We start from the raw sequence: 21,014 nt of genomic DNA, 5'->3' as shown, positions 1-21,014 counted from the left end.
CTGATTAGCTGCTGACTGCTGAGTCCAGCTCTTCAGATAGCATGGTGCTGAAAACTTCACAAGGTAGGCGTTCGTGAGATCGCGACTCCTGTTGCTTGCCAATTAATGAAAACAGTTTTTGTTCAGCTTCTTTTTTGGCTGTTAGCCTCTGTTCGGTATTGAAGTAACTCAACAGAGGTGAGTGGAGGTCTTTGTCTATTCTTTGTAAATGATAATAGCAATGGTTAATCTCAAGACTTAGTTCAAGTATTGCCTTCGCATGTTTTTTATCTGTAATCGTTAAATTATTATTGTGGATATCTAACAAAAGCTTCCAGTGTTTTGCTGATAACAATCCCATTGCGACATATTCCGGGTGTTGATAATTCGACAATAGCATTGCCTCGTAATCATCTCTGAATTGATTGTTATTTTTATCTTCACCATAAATATCGTTGATGTCTGAATTAAATAGTGCCGGAAGTTGAATGGTACTGACTTTTGACTTTGCCAGTAACCTGAGAGCGCTGTACTCATTGAATGGTAATGAAATGTCATTTATTTCAATTGAATAGCTGTAGCTGCTGATAGTGATGGCTGTTGAGATAAATAATTTTTTTAGTGAATCCATTAATATATTTAGATCATAAGTGAAATATGACGCTCAATTAATCAGTCGGGCATCGAATTTATCAAGCTATTTAAAGCTGTATTGGGAATTACGGTGTGGTTATCTATGAAACTGAGGTTTAAATACTTTTAATCTTAGAGATGAATCAGAATGTTTGTAACGAATTCACATGTTTTTTTGTTGTTCAGCCTGGATTTAGCCATTACAGGTAAGATATAAAATGTAGTGTGGCTGAAGTACTTAATAAGTACTTTGAATCGCCTTTTTCCAATGGTTGGATAGTTTATGTTTGAGAAGATGTTTGAAGTGCTGTTAGCCATTGCGGCGATTTTAATAGCTGTGGGGCTGTATACAGCTGCGGTATCGTAATTTCATTTGAAGTTGATTGGTGGAATTACAACAAAAAAGCACCCGAAGGTGCTCTTTTTGTATGAGGGAAAACTTAATTGTCCTCCGAGGCAACAGGAAGGGTAATCATGACTTCGACACCTTTTTGATCTGCACGATTTTTTAGTCTGATTTTCCCTTCATGAAACTCTGTAATGAGTCTGGCAATGAACAGCCCAAGGCCAAGGTGAGGTTTGCTTTGCTTATTCTGGCTTCGCACTGACACCATGGAGTTGAGTAGTTGATCAGACATATTTTCCGGCAATAACGGCCCGTAGTTACTGACTGAAAGGTTAGCCTGCGGGCCGTTTTGAGTCAGAATCACTTCAATCGGATTCTGGTTGTCGCTGAAGTCTTCTGCATTGGCGATCAGTTTATCCAGAAGCTGGGCCAGATAATCCGGCGCACCGTTAATGAAAATGTCTTTACTACCGCTATGAACCTTAAATGCCTGCTCAGGGAAGGCCATTTGGTAACCCTGCATGCAGCCTGAAACCAATTCGTTAAGCGGGAATCGTTCTTTTTCTGCACCTTGCAGGCTTTGCTCTATGCGGGTGGCTTCCGTCATGCTCGACAAAATGGTGCTCAAACGCTTAACACCGTCTTGCGCACGGTCAATATAGCGTTGGGAATCCTCGTCTTGATCTTGCATCGACAGGTTTTCAAGTGAAGAACGAACCACTGCAACCGGCGTGCGCAATTCGTGTGACAGACGTGACGATAGGTTTTCCAGGTAGTGATTGTATTGGCCTAGGCGGTTCACCATTCCGGCTAGGCTGCGTGACAGATCGCCGATTTCGTCGGTATCGGTAGTAGGCGAAATCGGTTGTCGGATGCGGCCCTGACTATCGATGGCTTGCTCTGCTTCGTCACGCAGGCGACGAATTCGAGAAGATATTTTTGATGCGAATAAGAACAGAGTAATTGTGCCGATGGCGATGATAGCCAAAATGGCATTAAACAGCTTTTCCAACGCCTGGTTCCGTAGGGTTTGAATACCGATAGTCGACTCTTCTGCCACTACTGCTCCCATCACATTATTATCAAGCCAGATAGGGTAGGCAGCAGACAGAATCATAACCTTTCCGTCTTCCGAACGACGCCATTGGGAGTAGCCTCGCCCTTGTAGCGCTTGAGAAACATGAACCCCTTTCACCAGTGCTTCATCTTGTTTGAAGTCGCTGAATTCTGTTGGTTCGGTAATAAGGTAACGGTAGTAAAACGGATGCAACAGTTTCTTCTCAATCGCAGACCACCAGGAATCGTCATTATCTGCGTATTTAACCGATGATGACCATACGCCGTTAGAATCCTGAATATCGCCGGTTTGTGCTAACACACGCTGGTGGCGATCAATCACCCAGATACGGGAACTGGTGTGTCCCATTCCTTTCAGGATTTTTTCTATTTCAGGAGATGGCACCAGAACTGTTCCCAGTCTGCTGAGTCGCGTGGTGTTGGAAGTGCCGATGATAGTATCGATTTCGCGGTTCTGGTTGTTATTGATATCGTAAAAGGCAAAGCCTAACTTATTGCCAAGGGTGGAAAGCGGCAATCTTAATTCAATGTTGTAGCCATTTTCAGTTGATTTCCAGAAGCCTTGAATTTGTTTTTGCTGAATGAGTGTCGATGGGTTCGAGATGTCATCTGTGATTTGCCATGCGTTGATCCAGCCATCTTCATAAGCGGATACAACATAGCGGGAAAACTCACCATCAGGTGATGTCATGGCAATGATCAGGTGGTCATTGCGGTCTACCCGCAGGGAATCTTTACGACGCATAACCGGACTGATGTCAGAAACTTCAAAGGCCGCGTAAAGGTAACCATCGTATTTTCCGACAATATGGCGGAAGCTGATGCTGTTATGGTCGTATGGACTGCGGCTGAACTGGACATAATCGCGACCGTAGCGAACCATTTTATCGTCGTAATCTGTCCAGTCATTAAGCTGGCCGTCTAATGTGATCGGATTTTGCAATTCATAGGCATACAAGTCTCGGCCTTTCTGTACCGACTGCAGGAAGCTGGCCTGATCGCTGAACAGGTTAGGGCGCTCATTCAGTGCCGTAGCGACAGCTCGCGTAGTACCAATCAGGGTTTGCTCCTGACCCTGGCGCAGCAGTTTTTCCATCTCCAGGATGTATTTGTAACCCAGCCATGGCAGTAATAGCAGAAAGCTGGAGATCAGAATAACTTTGACTCTGAGGCCAACAGGTAATTTCGGTAGTTTCTTCATCTGAATCCGTTATGCGCCCCAGCGGTAGCCCATGCCATAGACAGTGTTAATGCAGTCAAAATTGTTGTCATATTGCATGAATTTTTTGCGGATACGTTTTACATGGGAAGTAATGGTGCTGTCATCGACAACCACCTGGGCTTCATCCATCAGATCATGGCGGCTCTTTACATGACCGGGACGCTTGGCCAGGGCATAGACCATCCAAAATTCCGTCACGGTAAGCTCAATAAGCTGTCCGTTCCAGAATATCTGCATTTTGTTTTTATCAATGGTTAGCGGGCCGCGTTCAATTAGTGTTTCCTGCTCAGTTGGGGCAGCCAGCAGATCACTCCGGCGGAACAGGGCAGCAATGCGAGCCATCAAATGCGGCAGGCTGATGTCTTTAGTCAGGTAATCATCGGCACCCATTCGCAGGCCGCAAACGGTATCAAAGTCACTGTCGCGGGCGGTCAGGAAAATGATAGGGATAGTTGGCGACAGGGCACGAAGCGACTGGCATAAAGAGAAGCCGCCATCAATCTCATTCTGAAGGCCTATATCAATAATAGCGAGATCCGGTAGCTCCTGTTCGAAAGCCGCCTGTGCATCCGGACGGTTGTCATAACCCTGCACACTATAGCCATGCTTTTTAAGGACATCGATATAGTTTTCGCGAATCGCCGCTTCATCTTCGACAATAACTATTTTCTTCATTTATTACCTTCATTTACTGCTGCGTTACAAGAGCAAATTGCTTTCTGGTTGTGACTATACAATAAAAAAGTGCAGATAAAAGCGGTGTGTGGCGATTGCCTTTTTTTTGCCACAATTGATCAGCACATTGCCTCTTTTTCTCCCCGATAATGCCAGATCTGCTTGTTTTAATTACCTCATCGAAACGCAACGACACAAACAATAACGTCAAACGTTTATAACGAATGAGGATTCCAAAATGAAAAAGCAGCTAATTTCTACTCTTATCGCTACCACTCTGATGACTTCTGTAATTGCTCCGGTCGCTCAGGCCAACACCGTTGAGCCTGCTGATGATGCTTATAAAGTCGGTCATGAGGAACAACTGATTGGTATGGGTTCTGGTGCGGCATTCGGTGCACTGGTTGCCGGCCCTGCTGGTGTGGTTGTCGGCGGTATTATCGGCGGCATTATCGGTACCACAGTCGGTCAGGAAGATTACATTAAGGCGCAGGATGAAGAAATGCAGGAAATTGCGTCCCGCAACGCAGAATTAGAGCGTATAAGCCACCGTTATAACCAGGCCCAGATTGAGATTGCTCGCCTGCAACAACAAGCAATTCAGCAGGACAGAATGATGGAAGAGCAACGTCAAATTGATTTGGCTCTGGAGATGAATGTTCATTTCCGTACCGGTTCTGCCTCTATTGAACCACATTTCCAAAGTCAGCTTGATGAACTGGCCGAGATGATGAAGCAGGCTCCTGAGGTTAAGTGGGAACTGGCAGGCTTCGCCGACCGCCGCGGTAGCAGTGAGAAGAATATGGCACTTTCACAACGTCGTGTTGATGCGGTTCGTAATTACCTTGAACAACATGGCATTGATGCTAATCAGATTGTTGTTGCGGCCTATGGTGATCAGGCGCCGTTGAAAGCCGAGCAGAACTTCGAAGGTGATTTCTTTGACCGCCGTGTAACTCTGCGCAGCAGCCAGAGCAGTGTTCAGACTGCGAACACTCATTAATCAGGTGAGTAGTTTTGCTTAATAGTCAGCATAACTGGCAGGTAATCGAACAATGACGACAAACAATAACAGCGGAGCACCCGGCTGGGTGCTCCCCCTCTTCATCATGCTGTTGCTGACTGTGCAGTTGGCAACAATATCTGAAGATGCACGGGCACAGCGGATTGACATTTTACACGGTGAAACTCTGAAAGCTTGGAATGAGCTGGAAACCGATTTTATGACGGAGGCAGAAAATGGCCAGGGATGACAGTTATTGGCTGATGATTTTACTGAAAATTACGGTGCTTCATTTCAGCCTGATTTATTGCTAGGAATTGGTGCAAAAGAAGCGAGGGTAAATAGTGGGTTTAAAGATGCTAAAAGAAAAAAACTCGCCGAGAGGCGAGTTCTTTTTATCTGTTTGGCGAACTGTTGAATTACAGAATGTCGCGAAGACGATCCTGAACCACTTCAACCAGCAGGTCAGGCTGGAACTTGGAAATGAAGCGGTCACAGCCCACTTTTTTCACCATGGCTTCGTTAAAGCTGCCACTCAACGACGTATTCAGTGCAATATGGATGTCGTTCATACGCGGATCATTACGGATTTCATGCGTCAGTTTATAACCATCCATTTCCGGCATTTCGGCATCAGTAAACATCATCAGAATTTCATCGTTGATATTTTTGCCTTCATCACACCATTTCTTCAGCATGTTCAGGGCCATCAGGCCGTTTGTCGCCTCGATGATTTCAAGACCCAATTGCGAAAGGGTATCGCGGATCTGGGCGCGAGCTGTTGATGAATCATCAACGATCAGAATCTTACGACCATGCAGGTGATTAACAATATCCTGATCCAGTACGTCATCAGAAATATGAACGTTATACTCGATGATTTCCGACAGTACTTTTTCAACGTCAATGATACTTACCAGACGTTCAGCGCCGTCACGGTTAAGCTTTGTTAGTGCTGTCAGGTAGTTGTTGCGGCCAACCTGACTAGGAGGTGGCTGAATGTCACGCCATGTCAGGTTTTCGATGTTCATCACTTCACCGACCAGGAAGCCCTGAATAGAGCGGTTATATTCAGTGATGATCAGGTTACATTCACCTTCTTCGGCGCCGTGGCGCATGCTGATGGCCTGGCGAAGGTTGATGACAGGAATTGAAAGACCGCGAATATTCGCAACGCCGGTAATATTCGGGTGTGAACCGGGTAAGCTGTTCAGTTTAGGCAGTTTTACAACTTCCTTAACTTTGAACACGTTGATGGCAAATAGTTGGGATGTATGTAGTTTGAAGATAAGCAACTCAAGTCGGTTTTCACCAACAAGCTGTGTGCGCAGATCAACAGAATCAAGGATATTGGCCATAATTTGCCCGGTAATTCAAGAAATTATTAAAATTATCATCGAATTATATGTCGGATAAAGGGCAAAAGTCACGCGTTATATGGGGTTTAAAAAGGTTCCATCAAATAACTATGTGATACTTATCGATTTATTGGTTTTATCTATTGTCCGCTTGAATTTCACTGTAATTATACCTGTTTCATAGGATAGCGAGGGTAATGATGTGTAAAGTGGCGGCGAAAAATTGCTTTTATTGTTGTTTTTAACCCTTAAGGGTTAATTGTGAAATAAAGTGATAGAAAGTTTAAAGTAATTTCAATATAGGTGTAGATAATTATATAGATAGAACATATTGATTACTTTATTTTGATCAAAAAATAATTCTCTACAGTGCTCCAAATCAAGGAATTTTATTCTGGTTCTGATACGTTGGGACGATAACAAAAATGATGATTTTCTCTCAATCATCCTTGAGTACTGTACCTGGCTTTCCCCTATGAACAAGAAGTTAGCTAATACAAGTGAATAAGCATTTATTTGCTCCCCACCGTATTATCAATCGCCATGAGTCAGTGCCGAGTTACTAAATGAGGCAATTTATGAACAATGTCACAATAGACGGACAGGTAGTGGCTGTTGACAGCCAGCAGACACTGCTTGAAGCCGCGACGCAATGCCAGATAGAAATACCATCCTTATGTGGTTTGAATAAAGATGGTGAAAAAGTACCGTGCGGTTTGTGTGTGGTCGAAGTTGAAGGACAAGGCATACAACGCGCATGTGAAATAAAACCTTTTGAAGGAATGAAAGTCACCACCCAGAGTGAAGCTTTATCGGAATCTCGCCGCAAAGCACTGAACCGCATTCTCTCTGATCACTATGCCGACTGTGAGGCTCCGTGTCAGACCGCTTGTCCGGCCGGAGTTGATATTCAGTCTTACCTTTACCACATTTCCCAGAACGATCATCAAAAAGCCATCGAAGTGATCAAACGCACTCTGCCTATGCCGCTTTCTATTGGTCGTGTGTGTCCAGCCTTCTGTGAAGCAGAGTGTCGTCGTGGCTTGGTGGATGAACCATTGGCTATTCGTCAGCTGAAGCGTCATGCCGCTGATGCGGACTTGGAAGCGCAGGAGCAGTATGTTCCTGAACGTAAGCCTGCTAAGAATAAGTCTGTTGCTGTTATCGGTAGTGGTCCGGGCGGTTTGACTTGTGGGTATTACCTGAGCAACGAAGGTTACAACGTCACTGTCTACGAGGCGATGCCGGAAACGGGGGGTTGGCTTCGTTATGGTATTCCTGAATACCGCTTGCCAAAAGCAATCCTCGACAAAGAAGTTGAGTTGATGTGCCGTAACGGTATGAAGATCGAAACCGGCAAAGAGCTGGGTAAAGACTTCCTGCTTTCTGAACTGGTGAACGGTTTCGATGCTGTATGTCTAGCTGTTGGTGCGTCGAAAGCGGTTGAAATGAATTATGAAGGTAGTGATCTTGATGGTTGCTACTTGGGTGTTGACTATCTTAAAGATTATGTCACCGAGAAGCAGTACACCACAGGTAAGAAGGTGGCTGTAATTGGTGGTGGTAATACCGCAATTGACTGTGCCCGTACCGCTGTTCGTGACGGCGCGGATACAACTCTGATTTATCGTCGTACCCGCGACGAAATGCCGGCTGAAGATTATGAAATCGAAGAAGCTGAGCATGAGGGCGTGAAGTTCCACTTCCTGACTAACCCGGTTGAGAATATTGCTGATGATAATGGCCGGGTCTGCGAAGTGAAGCTGGAGAAAATGGCATTGGGTGAACCGGACTCATCGGGTCGCCGTCGTCCACAGCCAACCGGCGAATACTTCACTGAAGCCTTCGATACAGTCGTTGCTGCAGTATCGCAAAAACCTGATCTGACTTTCCTTGATAATGACAACATCGAGCTGCCGCTGACACGTTGGGCAACGCTGGAGTCTGAAGCTGGCACTATGCATTCCGGTGTCGAAAATATCTTCAGTATTGGCGATTTCCGCCGTGGCCCGGCTACAGCGATTGAGGCGGTAGCCGATGGTCGAGTGGCAGCACAAGCGATTGATCGTTTCTTTAACGGTGATATGGAAAATATTCCAGTTAAACCGTTTAACTCACACAAAGAAGCCAAACTCAAGCAGGTTGATCCTGAGCATTTCACTAACATTAAAAAAGTGATGCGTGCGGTAATGCCGGAACTGAGCCTCGAAGCGCGTGAATTGAGCTTTGATGAAGTTGAAAAAGGCTTCATGAATGAAGAGGCTATTCGCGAAGCTGAGCGTTGTCTGGAGTGTGGCTGTCAGGCCAATACCGACTGTAAGCTGCGTGACTACGCAACTGAATACAAAGTCGATAACAACGACTTTGACACGGAAAGTCGTCAGAAATTCTGTGTCGATACTTCGTCTGAATTTATTGTTTTCGATGCTAACCGTTGTATTAGTTGTGGTCAGTGTGTTCAGGCCTGTAACGAAAATGCTGTTCATGGCGCATTGAGCTTCATGAAAAATCCGGATGGTGGCAGTGCTAACCGTCCAGAGTGTCGTCCGGGTTTTGAAAACGGTTATAACATGGGTGACTCCAATTGTGTTCAGTGTGGTGCCTGTGTTCAGGTCTGTCCGACCGGCGCATTGGTTGATGCGCGTGATAAATCGCAGGGCCGTATCGAAATGCTTAAGCCGGTAGATACTATCTGTACCTACTGTGGTGTTGGCTGTAAGGTCACCATGTATGTCGATGAAAGCCGCAACCAGATTCGCTACGTGCAGGGTGCTAAAGACTCTCCGGTTAATGATGGCATGCTGTGTGTGAAAGGTCGCTTCGGCTTCGACTTCGTTCATAGTTCAGAGCGTCTGACTGCGCCGCTGATCCGTAAAGATGGCGAACTGCAACCTGCAAGTTGGGATGAAGCACTGTCGCTAGTGGCAGAAAAACTGGGTGGTATTAAAGAACAACACGGTTCTGATGCGCTGGCCGGTTTCTCTTCTGCGAAAACCACTAACGAGGATAACTTTGCTTTTCAGAAGTTTGTTCGTCGTGAATTGGGTACCAATAACGTCGATCACTGCGCCCGTCTTTGTCACGCGTCAACCGTAACCGGGCTCGAAGCATCGCTGGGTAGTGGGGCAATGACCAATGATATTCCGGGTATTAAACATTCTGACCTGGTGTTTATTATTGGTTCTGATACCACATCGGCTCACCCGATTATTGCTTCGCATATTAAGCAGGCAATTCGTAAAGGAACGGCTCGCCTGATTGTTGCCGATCCAAAACGGATTGATATGGTTGAACATGCCGAGCTTTATGTTGCTCAACGTCCGGGTACGGATGTAATGCTGATTAACGGTATCATGCAGCAGATCATCATGAACGGCTGGCAGGACGAACAATACATTGCTGAGCGTGTTGAAGGTTATGAGCAACTGAAAACGGAAGTGATGTCTGATGCTTATACCCCGGATAAAGTCGAATTGATCACCGGCGTAAAAGCCAGCGACGTGATTAAGATTGCTGAAATGATTGGTACGGCTGACCGTACAGCAGTGTATTACTCGATGGGTATTACTCAGCACACGACAGGTCATGATAATGTTCGCTCAATTGCCAACCTGCAGCTGCTTTGCGGCAACCTTGGTATTGAGGGGGCAGGCATTAACCCGCTTCGTGGTCAGTCAAATGTACAGGGTGCCTGTGACATGGGGGCGCTGCCTAACAATCTTCCTGGTTATCAGAAAGTTTATAATCCGGATGTACATGCCAAATTTGCCAAAGCGTGGAATAAGCCGGATCTGCCATCAGAAGCTGGTTTGACCCTAACTGAAATTATCGATGCAGCTTGCCGTCATAAGGTAAAAGGTCTCTATGTAATGGGTGAAAACCCGGTACTGAGTGATCCTAATCAGGCGCATGTGATTGAAGGTCTTGAGAAGCTGGACTTCCTGGTTGTTCAGGACATTTTCTTAACGGAAACTGCTCAGTATGCTGATGTGGTTCTGCCTTCATGCTCATTTGCAGAGAAGTCCGGTAACTTTACTAACACTGAACGTCGCGTTCAGCGCATCTCACCTGTGGTTAAGGCTCCGGGAGAAGCGAAAGAAGACTGGTGGATAATCCAGAGTATTGCTAATGCAATGGGCAGTGACTGGGATTATCAGTCCGTTCAGGATATTACAGAAGAAATTACTCAGTTGACTCCGCAATATGCCGGTATCCACTGGGAGCGCATCGGAAGTGAAGGTGTTCAGTGGCCATGCCGAGATGACAACCATCCGGGAACTCGTATCATGCATGAGAAGCAATTCGTGCGTGGTAAAGCTGAGATGGTGGCGATTCCGTTCCGATATGCTGCCGAGCTGCCGGATGATGAGTATCCGCTGGTACTGACAACAGGCCGTCTGTTGGAGCAGTTCCATACTGGTACTATGACCCGTAAGACGAAAGGCCTTGATAAGCTGGCTGGTCCGCGCGCTATGATTTCGGTTGCTGATGCTGAGCGTTTGGGTATCGGTAATGGTGAAATGCTACGGGTATCAACCCGTCGAGGTTATATCGACACGCCGGCATTTGTTACTAAGCGAATGCAGCAGGGCGTTGTGTTTGTACCGTTCCACTTTGCGGAATCTCCGGCTAACCGTCTGACCATCACGGCGACAGACCCTCATGCTAAGATCCCTGAGTTCAAAGTAGCAGCAGTGAAAATTGAGAAGCTGGAAGATGTGCTGACAGCATAGGCTGAGCTCTAATACTGCCTGATACTAATGAAAACACCCGGTTTTTAACCGGGTGTTTTTTTATGTCCGCGGTGAGCCTGAACGGTTTTTAGGCATTGTGAATGGTTTTTTGCCTGATATTGATGACATCGTTTATTAAAACTTAAATTCCATATTTAATAATGAAAAATTTATAAATCATGATTTCTCATTCTGATTTTGACGATCGGTTTGTGCTTTTTTTAGCATAAATATATTCATATGTGGCGTTTGAAAAGAATTCTTACAATTGCTTGTGTTTTTAACCACTTTGTAACCTTTTGTTTTATCTTGTTTGTAAATTCAACATGTTACGGTGTTTCTAAGTGTAAATATTTGAGGGGTAAGTGTTACTTATTCGCTGTAAGAATATTATCTGAGTATGAAATAAGCACAAAAAGTGGGAAAATGAAGTTGTTAACGATGATATGGATCGAAATGACCTTTTTCTCATTAGTTATACTGAGGTGTGTTTATGAAGTTCGCTCTGATTTTCCTGATTTCGTCTCTTGGCGGAGTGCTTTCTGGTGAACATTTCCACTCCTTTATGGCCGGGTTTGGTATAGCGGCTGTAGCTGTAGGTACTGGATATTGGTTGGCGTTCCGTTGTTCAACACGTTACCCGCAGTTAGCTTTATTGATGTTGCTAATGGGTATGATGGCAAAGATGGGAGTTACTATCGCCGGTGTCATGTGGGGGTTGGAAGCCAATGTGATCAATTCACCGATTGTATTCTCGCTTTCTTATCTGTTTTTCTCTATCGTTGTTACTTACCTGTATTCAAAACTGCGTGAGTTTCAAATGGCTAGGGCAGTTAGCGCTAAGGGTGAAGATAGCCTGAAAGCAAAAACCGCATAATCTATAGGTTTAATTTTAAAAAGCGGGCATAGAGTCCGCTTTTATGTATTTAGTTTATTTATAAACCCCGATTGAGCTATAGTTATAAAAATGCCAGTCAGAATATCTGACTGGCATTTTTGTTGTCTTATTTTGCTAAGTAGTTTGTCTCGTCAGCATTATTTTGTTATGGAGCGGGATAGCTAAATACGCCACTCCACAGATCACCACCACCAGTTGGATTCACACTTTGCCATTCTGTGCTTACGCTGAGTATCTTCAGACTAAACTGGATACCATTGGTGGACACAATCGCCAAGTAATCAGTTGAAGTCTGGGCAACGCCGTTTTCAGTGAAGTTGATTACCACTTTCAGGATACCGTCTTCATGGATTGACCATGACAACTGTTCGATACCATTTTCAGCTTCATCTCGGAAGGTATAAGTACCTGTTCCATCTTCATTCAGGCGGTACTCTTCGTATTCAGTGCCATCACTTGCCGCAAGCACAATGCCGGTACCGATAAATTCTGTGCTGAATTTAGCAACAGGCGTTGTGGTTGAACCATTCAGGCTGGACTGGCACTCAATTACGGATTGCTTGAATTCTTCATAACTAGAAAAGACAAGCGGGCGATCGTTGGCATCATCCCATGCGGAGTTCATGGCATCACATTCAACCAGGTTTACATTTGGATCGAAATCCTTGTAGCTGGTTTTCCAGATCGCATTGTCTTCGTTGCTGAATACTGCGAATTCCAGTTCCCCAGAGCCTTCATTTATAACCCTTAACAGGTCATAAAATTCAGCAGTCTCATTTGCTGTGATTTTTAGTGTACCTTCAGCGTCCAGGCTCCAGATTCGGCTCTTCGGCTGACCGTTTTTGTAGTAGGTTGCTGTGTTATCACTGTGGAATACATACGCGCGGGTCTGGCTAGTGCTGTTAACACGAGTCAGAGCTCCGTTAGCAATATTCTCATAACTGACGGTTGGTAATGTGTCGCTACATGCTGTCAGTTGGGTGTTGAAACCTTCAAGTGTTGCTCCGGCTTCAACTTCCTGAATATTGCATGTTGGTACAGTGTTTACAGGCTGAAGATCAAAAATGGTTGACCAAACATAGTTCTCGGTAACAAGGTCGTTTTGATCATTTCGATAGGTTTCACTGTCGTAGAATTTCACAGACCATTGTGAGTCATTGCGGTCAAGTAGGGCCCAGATCCATTCAGAATTTGCTTCGCCGTTTTCGCCCCAGGTCTCAGTAAGAACAACATAGTTGCCGCTAATAGCCCAGTTTTGTTTGTAAGCTTCGACGTTATTCTTATAGACGGAAACCGTACCGTCTGCATTAAATGTGTAATCTCGTTTTTCACCTTCGCTGTTTACACGGTGGAAGTTTTGGCCAGTGAGCATTTCAGCTGTAATCGGCTCTGATACGCCACCACAGTTAGTCAGAGCCTGTTCGAAATCAGCCTTGGTTGCAGCGCTGTTTTCTGAGCTGTCACCTGTCGTACAAGTCTTTAGAGACACCGATTCAGATGACATATCAACTGCTTCCAGTAGCGCAGTGTACGCGATAGTGTTTATCAGCAGAGCTGAGTCATCGTCTTCGGTTGTGCCTGCCGGTGTGAATGAGCCGAAACGTACTTTGCCTTCATGGGCGGAAAGCAGCAGGTGAGGAGTGTCATAATTCCAATCGTTGCCCCATTGTGAGATAACACCATCAGGAACCGTGAACTCCAGAATTTCTTCACCATTGACAGTTCTCATGCTCCAGGTACCAGAGCCAACCTGAGCAACAGTCCCTTGCTGCCACTGCCACTGCCAGTTGTAGTAGTTAGCAGTACCGTCCTGAACCAGTTCAACACCAAAATCAAAACCATTACTGTAGCCAAGAGAAATACCTTTTGTTGTACCAGCCTGTGCACCATCACCGGCAGCAGTACTGGAAAGGAGCTCTGTCAGTGTGGTTGCATTTTCACCATCATCTAGGCCATTGTTGCCTCGCCAGAACCACGGAGAGTGGTTATCAAGTTCGTACATGTCGGTGTTTGCAGTCAGAGTCAGTAAAGCACCTGCTGCGCCTTGAGGGTAGCGGGCTTGTGGGTTTACTTTTTCGCCCCATTCACCACTGTTGCCTGCGATTAACTGATCTGCCAGATCCTTTACTGTACCGGAGGCTGTGTAAGTCATTTCCGGAGCACTGGCTGGGTAGACTGTAATACTATTGTCACCCATGCTTACTGCAAACTGGTCATCAATTGTTGTCCAGCCACTGGCTGTCATGATCACATCAGTATGTTCTGACGATGGGCTTGCAGATAGTGATTTATCCGCGTTTACAATGTAGCGGGTAGCTACACTTGCATCACTACCGTTAATGGTGAACTTTTCAACGACCAGCTTTTCGCCTTCGCTGTCATTACCATCAGTAAATGGAGCATAAATGTTGCTGCTTTCCTGAAGGAAAGTGATGACCTTGGCAATATCAGACAGACCTGCTTCTGGGTCGGTTGGGGCGATGTCGTTTTCATCGTCGACACCATCGTTATCATCGTCGGTGTCACGGTTGTTGCCGATACCGTCGCCGTCAGTATCTGTTGTTTCAGAGCTGTCTAGCGGGAATGCGTCTTCGGTATCGATAACATTGTCGTTGTCATCATCGGTATCTGCGTTGTTACCGATCTGGTCACCATCCGTATCGATAGTTTCAGTTGGATCAAACGGGAAGGCATCGTGGCTGTCGTCTGTGCCATCGTTATCATCATCATGATCGGCATTGTTACCGATACCATCTTTATCGTTGTCAGCAGATTCAGAGCTGTCTAGCGGGAAGGCATCCTCACTGTCGATAACATTGTCGTTATCGTCGTCGGTATCTGCATTGTTACCGATGAAGTCGCCATCTGTGTCTTTTGTTTCGGTTGGATCAAACGGGAAGGCGTCATACTCATCCAGAGTATTGTCGTTATCGTCATCAGTATCAGCATTGTCACCGATGTTATCGTTATCTGAATCCAGCCATTCTTTTGGATCATCAGGCGCAAAGTCGTCTGTATTTGGTACACCATCTGCGTCGTTATCGCTGACAATATTACCTTCTGAGTCCATTAGTTGGTTGCGGAGATCAAGCTCTTCACCATTTTGCTGAGCTTCTTGTTTTTTCTGCTCAACGAAGGTTTTGATTGTTGTGTTCGCTGTTGTCGCTTTGCTGATCAGTGTCCCCGGAGCGTTTTCATCAGCTTCGTTTTTCAGCTCTGCTGGGGTTTCAGGCAGAATGCCGGCAGAAACCAGGTTACGGGCTCCAAAGGCTGCTTCTGTCCGCTTTTCTTCAATAAAGTCGCCAAGAACGTCCTTATCATCAATACCCAGTTCAGTTGCAACTTCGGCAACTGCCTGTTCTTTAGTTAATGTGTCGTTGGTTTCAAGACGAACGTGTACAAGGGTAGAAAGAGGGGTGACATGTTGCTCGCCAGCTGGTGCTGACATTACATAATCTGCAGCAACGGTATTCCCCGTATCTTCATCCAGGGTTTTACCTTTGATGGAGCGAACAATTACAGAGTAATTCTCTGGGTTGCTGATACCTGTTACATTCAGATCAGCTTTACCGCCATCGCCAGTAATAGCGGAAGGTTCGCCTTCATCGAGCTGGAAGTCACCATCTAGATCAAGCCAAACATGAGCATTTTTAAGGTAACCATCGATTGCGGTTACACTGTATGTTGTTTTTGGTGTGGTGGGAGTATTTGGATTAACCGTTGATGAGGTTGTGCTACTGCTGTCGTCGTTGCAGCCGACAAGGCCCATTGAGCTGGTAAAACCCAATGCAACGACTAATAGTTTTTTTCTCATTAAACTATCCTTGCAAAAAATATAAGTAATTTATAAGGGGTATGAATTGGAGTGATTATTAATATATCTGTTACTAATTATTCGCGTGGATAATGACATAAAAGTACACTGTTGGCTAATTTTGCTAGCACAAAATTGCGGTCTGGTAGCAATTAATTTTTATTTTTACTAAAACTATGTATTAGTATTTTTTGCGCTTTTGGGTTTATTTTAAATTAATCATTAGGTTATATTTCCATACTGCATTTGTGTTACTTATTTAACTATAAGCTGTGTGGAGAATAATATTTTAAATGAACTGGGATTAGTTTTGTTGCAGTGGGTGCTGTTTAATACGCAACAAAGTTATCTTGATTGGCTGTGCTTTTGCGGGGGGACTGATTTCTTTGTGTATCTGCTCGATTTGGGTGTTTCTTATACGGGCTTTGTGTGATATTTACACTCAGGGCGGTAGGGCTTATACGCAGAATTTGAGCCAAAGAGAATATGTTTTTCAGTGTTATATATCACCTGGTGGGTAATGTAACCATTTGAAGTTAATAACCAATGTGGAAGGATCTATTTTGTTTGTATTATTTATTTGTGGTTTTTACCTGTGATGAAAGCAAGTAATATGTGTGACATATTACTTGCGTTGTCTTCTGTTTTTTTATTTTCTTTGTTTATTGATTAAATGCGTTTTGCTCCCATTTGAAATACGCTGTCTATTTCATTTGTATTTGTTAGCAAAGTAATATTTGCTTTATATCCGGGAGCCAGTCGTCCATAGAAATTATCAATATTTAATGCTTTTGCTGGATATAGCGTTGCCATACGCAGGGCTTCTTCACGGCTTAATCCGACATATTTTATTAAGTTACGAATACCATCAAGCATAGTGATTGTTGAGCCCGCAATTGTGCCGTCTGCGTAATGGCATTTACCATCAGTGACATAAGCTGTAATCCCGGCCATGTCATATTCGGTGATATCCGTACCGGCAGGGGTGACTGCATCTGTGATTAAGAAAAGATTTTCACCAAGGATTTCATGGGCAACTCGTACTGAGGGAAATGCAGAGTGGATGCCATCAACAATGATCCCTGCATAAGGTTTTTTATCGAAGATGTAACCAACGGCACCGGGTTCTCTTGAGCCGAACGGTGACATTGCGTTGAACAGATGGGTTGCCATATGGAAGCCGCTTTTGGCTTCTAGCTCGTCGTAGGTTGCATTAGTATGGCCTAAAGAAACAGTAATGCCTGCATTTGTAAGGATGTCGATAACAGGTTGAGCAGTATTTTCCGGGGCTAAAGTAATGACACTGATTTTATCGGCATGATCAGCCAGGAAGTAGGCTGTCATTTCGTCGAGATGCCGGATGTGGATGGGATCATGTGCGCCTTTTTTCTCTTTGCTGATAAAAGGGCCTTCAAGGTGCAACCCCAGGATGCCTTCTGCTTCTCTGTTTTCGATATCACCAATAAGCTCCAGGACTTTCCTCATGTCATGGTCGCCACTGGTAATGAAAGTCGGTAGATACTGAGTCGTACCAAATTTGAGGTTGGTGTGATTCATGATATCCAGGGTCTTTTTCTGAATATCCGTATTTAGCATCACGCCGCCACAACCGTTTAGCTGAATGTCTATAAAACCGGCTGTTGCTGTCAGCCCGCTGGCATTGAATGTTTGCTCTGGCAGGCTGATTTCGTCCATCGGGAGGATATCCTGAATGGTATCGCCTTCAACTAGGATAGCCTGGTTAGCTTTGGTAGTTTGGCCATCAAATACATCTACATGGGTAATTGCAAACATAGGCGTCTCTGCTGGAGTTGTCTGGAATTTTTCTAATCTTGTGATTTATTACTTCTTGCTTATTTTTTGTTCAAAAATAAGATAGTGTTGTTAGGTGTCACAGTCAACCGAACTGTTCGATCTTTGCTGGTGTACCAGCACTCTTTATCAGCGGGCTAAAACAGGTTTTCATTTGTATTTGGTATCCTTCTGGCAGAACGATTCGGCTTGAGGCAAAATACGCGGTTTCGTATTAAATAATAATTATCTGATTTCAGGTTTATCCGGAAGTTTGATAGAAGAGGTAGCACATGGCTTGGTTCGATTGGCCATTCATCTTATCTAGTGTTTTTGCCCAATTGTCGATTGGTGCATTTCTGATTTTAGGTGCCGTGATTTTCAGCGGCAAACTGTGTTTCGGTCAGAGTGACCGCCTGCACCGGACAATGCCTGTATTATGGCTTCTGTTGTTTACTTCGCTGATCTTGCGAGAAGTCAATCTGATGCTGTCACAAGTTCATTCTGTTTATAGTTTTAGTACAGAAGCTATGCTGGTGACTGTTTTCTTTGTTCTGGCACTGTTGTACTGGTTCGCAGAGAAAGCCTTACTGGGTAACGATAAACTAAGAAAATTGATGCTGGCGGTTGTTGTATTGAGTGGTCTGCTTTATTTGGGACATGGCCTGATTCAACGAAGTGAACACTGGCTGGTGGCTGCCCACTTTATTGCGACAACACTATGTGGTGGAACGTTATTGGCTCACACCGCTTTGGTGCGAGCAGAACATAAAGTGGAAGAAGTAAATAAGTACCTGCCTGCATTGGGTGCTGTTATCGCAGTGGTTTGTTTCCTGACGGGTATTCCACAATTGGCTGATCTTGCACAACGAGTTGAAATGCTGAATGAAGTTGGGCCTTTCGTCGCGCATGTCTTCAGTCTAGGGTTACTGTTAGCTTCAGTCGGAGTATGGTTGATGCCAACTCTGACGAAGAGTAAGCCGGCCCTGAATGTAATGTCTTTTGCGGTGGTTATGAGTCTGGTCTCTTCGTATTGTGCTGGTGTTGGTTATTAATCGTTAGTTTCGATAACGAGTTCAGAAAAAAGCCGATGATTGTTCATCGGCTTTTTTTAATTCATCAGGTTATTTCACAATACTCAGAATCTGCTTGAATCGATCACCCTCAGCTACTGCCTGTAATTCAAACAGGACCATCTCTGTACAAGACAGCTCTGCGCCAGCTTGTTTCATCTTATTTAATGCAATTTCACGGTTGAGAGGGTGGCGGGACGAAACCGCATCACTGATGACTTCTACATGATAGCCAGCATCCAGCATTTGTCTTACGGTTTGGTAAACACAGATATGTGCTTCAATACCAGCGACAATGACATTCTTACAACCTGTGGCTTCAAGCGCTGAAACAAATTCTTCAGAACGGTAGCAGCTGAAGCTGTTTTTGGCGATAGGTTGCTGATCCTGAAGGTTATCAGCAATTTGTGGAATTGTCGGGCCGAGCTTATGAGGGATCTGTTCTACCCATACAACAGGCAATTCAAGGATCTTTGCTCCTTTCACCAGTGTCTCAAGGTTTTGAAACAGGGCGTCTTTCTGGTCCATGATTTGTGCAAGTTTGCCCTGGACATCAATAATTACCAGGGCGGTATTTGCTGCATCAAGCATTTGCTATGTCCTTTGTTCGTGATAACGAAATTGCCGGGCTATACGCGGCGTTTTGCATAACAGGTTACCAGAACCGCCGCTGTTTTTCTTTTATAAATCATTATTTAATCTCTTTGTTTAAAGCCGGAATATTCAATACCTGCCAGACGAGCCATATCATGGTTCCAGGTGGCTAAATCGTCTTTATTAAATTGATTCAGGTGCGAGTGACCACATGCCCGAGCCATTACTTGCATGAGTTCAGTTGAAGCGGTGAGAAAGTTTGCCAGCTGTTTTGCTGCTCTTTCTGGATTAAGTTTTTGTCGCAGATCTTTGTTTTGGGTTGCTATACCGGCAGGGCAGTTATTGGTGTTACAGATCCTGGCTGCAACACAACCGATCGACTGCATTGCACTGTTGGCGATAGCAATGCCGTCGGCTCCTAAAGCCAAGGCTTTTACAAAATCGGTTGGGGTGCGCAGGCCTCCGGTGATAATTAAAGTCACATCGTCAGAGACACCTTGTTTATCAAGGAAGTACCGGGCGCGAGCAAGAGCCGGAATCGTCGGCACACTGATATGATCGCGGAAAATCTGTGGTGCGGCACCGGTTCCGCCACCTCGGCCGTCGAGGATGATGTAATCTGCACCTGCTTCAAGAGCAAAACTCATATCACGTTCTATATGGTTGGCGCTGAGTTTGAAGCCGATCGGTATGCCGCCGGTTATTTCCCGAACATGATTGGCAAAATCAGCAAAATCTTTCACCGTCTTTAAATCAGTGAAGATAGGGGGGGAAATAGCATCCGTTCCGGGTTTCAGACAACGGGTCTCGGCAATTTTGTCGATATTTTTACTGGCAGGAAGATGCCCGCCGGTTCCTGTTTTAGCTCCCTGGCCGCCTTTAAAGTGAAATGCCTGAACTTTATGAAGTAATTCCTCGCGGTAGCCAAATTTGGCACTGGCAAGTTCATAGAAGTATTTGCTGTTTGCCTGCTGCTCTTCAGTGAGCATGCCACCTTCACCTGAGCAGATCCCTGTGCCGGTCATATCCGCACCCATTGCCAATGCTATTTTCGCTTCTTCGGATAAGGCGCCGAAACTCATGTCAGAGACAAACAATGGAATATCCAATACTAAAGGTTTTCTGGCCTTAGGGCCGATCACTAACTCTTTTCCAACTTTGGCATTTTCCAGCAGCGGGCGAGTAGCCATTTGGGCGACCATAATTTGAATGTCATCCCAGTCTGGTAACTGGTAGCGGGGGACTCCCATTGCAGTCATTGGACCGTGGTGTCCCATCTGTGACAGACCTTCTCTTGCTAATTGGTGAATGAAAGCAACGGTTGGTTCTTCTTTGGTCGGAGTGGCAATCGGCATTTCATTTGCTGAGTTCTCAGTTGAGGAAGCTGATATACCGGGTCCTTCTTTGCCTACATCTTCTGCTGCAAATTGTTTGTGTGTACCGTCGCAAAATGGTGCATTGCCTGTGTGTTTGCACGCACAGAGATAAGCGTCTCCGGAGTTTTTGGCTTTAAAAGCTTTAGGGCTAAAACCAGTACCTTTGTGTGAACCATCACAAAAAGGTTGTTTTGAAGAGCGTCCACAGCTGCAGAAGTAGTATTCCTTATCTTGTTCTAGACTGACTTTTATAGGCTGATTGTTGGCAATAATCGGCTTAGTCATTGCTTAACTCCTTGCTCCGGTAATATTGTGCTTTGTTATTTTGTCTTTGTTGAATGAGTATGGGAGAGGATTGCTGAATTTCCAGCTGTCGGTATCGCTATAGAGCTATAGATACGCCATTGAAAAAATGCGAGGAGTGACAGAGCTTTTGGCTTTG

14 protein-coding genes are annotated in these 21,014 nt (G+C 45.0%); 6 read left to right on the top strand and 8 right to left on the bottom strand.

The genetic code is table 11. The features are described from left to right. Positions 1-4: 4 nt before the first annotated feature. From AACQ93_RS21925 to pdsR, 3 genes are all read right to left on the bottom strand, one after another. Complete coding sequence (locus AACQ93_RS21925; protein ID WP_064608870.1) at positions 5-610, bottom strand: hypothetical protein; 606 nt, start codon at positions 608-610, stop codon at positions 5-7. Positions 611-1,052: 442 nt separating this feature from the next. Then, the gene (gene pdsS, locus AACQ93_RS21920; protein ID WP_064608868.1) at positions 1,053-3,236 is read right to left on the bottom strand and encodes a proteobacterial dedicated sortase system histidine kinase; all 2,184 of its coding nucleotides are present in this window, start codon (positions 3,234-3,236) and stop codon (positions 1,053-1,055) included. A 9-nt stretch (positions 3,237-3,245) separates the two neighbouring features. Beyond that, complete coding sequence (pdsR, locus tag AACQ93_RS21915; protein WP_064608866.1) at positions 3,246-3,932, bottom strand: proteobacterial dedicated sortase system response regulator; 687 nt, start codon at positions 3,930-3,932, stop codon at positions 3,246-3,248. Positions 3,933-4,170: 238 nt separating this feature from the next. Between pdsR and pdsO the strand changes: the two genes are divergently transcribed. From pdsO to AACQ93_RS21900, 3 genes are read left to right on the top strand one after another with little or no spacing between them, the layout of a single operon-like run. Next, positions 4,171-4,935: a sortase-associated OmpA-like protein PdsO gene (gene pdsO / locus AACQ93_RS21910; RefSeq protein WP_064608862.1), complete on the top strand. Its 765-nt coding sequence runs from the start codon at positions 4,171-4,173 to the stop codon at positions 4,933-4,935. Positions 4,936-4,987: 52 nt separating this feature from the next. Next, positions 4,988-5,185, top strand: a complete 198-nt coding sequence (locus AACQ93_RS21905) for a hypothetical protein (RefSeq protein ID WP_064608860.1) — start codon at positions 4,988-4,990, stop codon at positions 5,183-5,185. 6 nt (positions 5,186-5,191) lie between these two features. Next, the gene (locus AACQ93_RS21900; RefSeq protein ID WP_157097627.1) at positions 5,192-5,353 is read left to right on the top strand and encodes a hypothetical protein; all 162 of its coding nucleotides are present in this window, start codon (positions 5,192-5,194) and stop codon (positions 5,351-5,353) included. Position 5,354: 1 nt separating this feature from the next. Here AACQ93_RS21900 and AACQ93_RS21895 read toward each other — a convergent pair whose 3' ends face one another. Next, positions 5,355-6,293, bottom strand: a complete 939-nt coding sequence (locus AACQ93_RS21895; RefSeq protein WP_064608858.1) for a chemotaxis protein CheV — start codon at positions 6,291-6,293, stop codon at positions 5,355-5,357. 578 nt (positions 6,294-6,871) lie between these two features. Between AACQ93_RS21895 and fdhF the strand changes: the two genes are divergently transcribed. Both fdhF and AACQ93_RS21885 read left to right on the top strand, forming a co-directional pair. Next, entirely contained in the window at positions 6,872-11,026 is a 4,155-nt protein-coding gene (gene fdhF, locus AACQ93_RS21890; protein WP_064608856.1) for a formate dehydrogenase subunit alpha, read from the top strand. 493 nt (positions 11,027-11,519) lie between these two features. Further along, positions 11,520-11,903, top strand: coding sequence for a hypothetical protein (locus AACQ93_RS21885; RefSeq protein ID WP_064608855.1), 384 nt, complete (start codon positions 11,520-11,522; stop codon positions 11,901-11,903). A gap of 166 nt (positions 11,904-12,069) precedes the next feature. Here the strand turns inward: AACQ93_RS21885 and AACQ93_RS21880 are convergent, their stop codons facing one another. Together AACQ93_RS21880 and nagA are read right to left on the bottom strand one after the other, a co-directional pair. Continuing rightward, positions 12,070-15,738, bottom strand: a complete 3,669-nt coding sequence (locus tag AACQ93_RS21880) for a hypothetical protein (protein ID WP_064608853.1) — start codon at positions 15,736-15,738, stop codon at positions 12,070-12,072. A gap of 669 nt (positions 15,739-16,407) precedes the next feature. Further along, a complete protein-coding gene (gene nagA / locus AACQ93_RS21875) occupies positions 16,408-17,532 on the bottom strand; it encodes an N-acetylglucosamine-6-phosphate deacetylase (RefSeq protein WP_064608852.1) in 1,125 nt (374 codons plus the stop codon). A 290-nt stretch (positions 17,533-17,822) separates the two neighbouring features. Here nagA and AACQ93_RS21870 point away from each other — a divergent pair, with 290 nt between their 5' ends. Next, positions 17,823-18,584 carry a DmsC/YnfH family molybdoenzyme membrane anchor subunit gene (locus tag AACQ93_RS21870; RefSeq protein ID WP_064608848.1) on the top strand — a complete coding sequence of 254 codons (762 nt, stop codon included), beginning with the start codon at positions 17,823-17,825 and terminating at the stop codon, positions 18,582-18,584. Between the two features lie 69 nt (positions 18,585-18,653). Here the strand turns inward: AACQ93_RS21870 and AACQ93_RS21865 are convergent, their stop codons facing one another. Together AACQ93_RS21865 and AACQ93_RS21860 are read right to left on the bottom strand one after the other, a co-directional pair. Further along, entirely contained in the window at positions 18,654-19,193 is a 540-nt protein-coding gene (locus AACQ93_RS21865) for a hydrolase (RefSeq protein WP_064608846.1), read from the bottom strand. A 104-nt stretch (positions 19,194-19,297) separates the two neighbouring features. Next, positions 19,298-20,857 carry a glutamate synthase-related protein gene (locus AACQ93_RS21860; RefSeq protein ID WP_064608844.1) on the bottom strand — a complete coding sequence of 520 codons (1,560 nt, stop codon included), beginning with the start codon at positions 20,855-20,857 and terminating at the stop codon, positions 19,298-19,300. Positions 20,858-21,014: the final 157 nt, after the last annotated feature.

This window comes from Photobacterium sp. J15 (assembly GCF_963870815.1).
Taxonomy (GTDB): domain Bacteria; phylum Pseudomonadota; class Gammaproteobacteria; order Enterobacterales; family Vibrionaceae; genus Photobacterium; species Photobacterium marinum.
The sequence above is the reverse complement of the archived record's forward strand: the minus strand, read 5'-3'. Positions and strand labels throughout refer to the sequence as shown.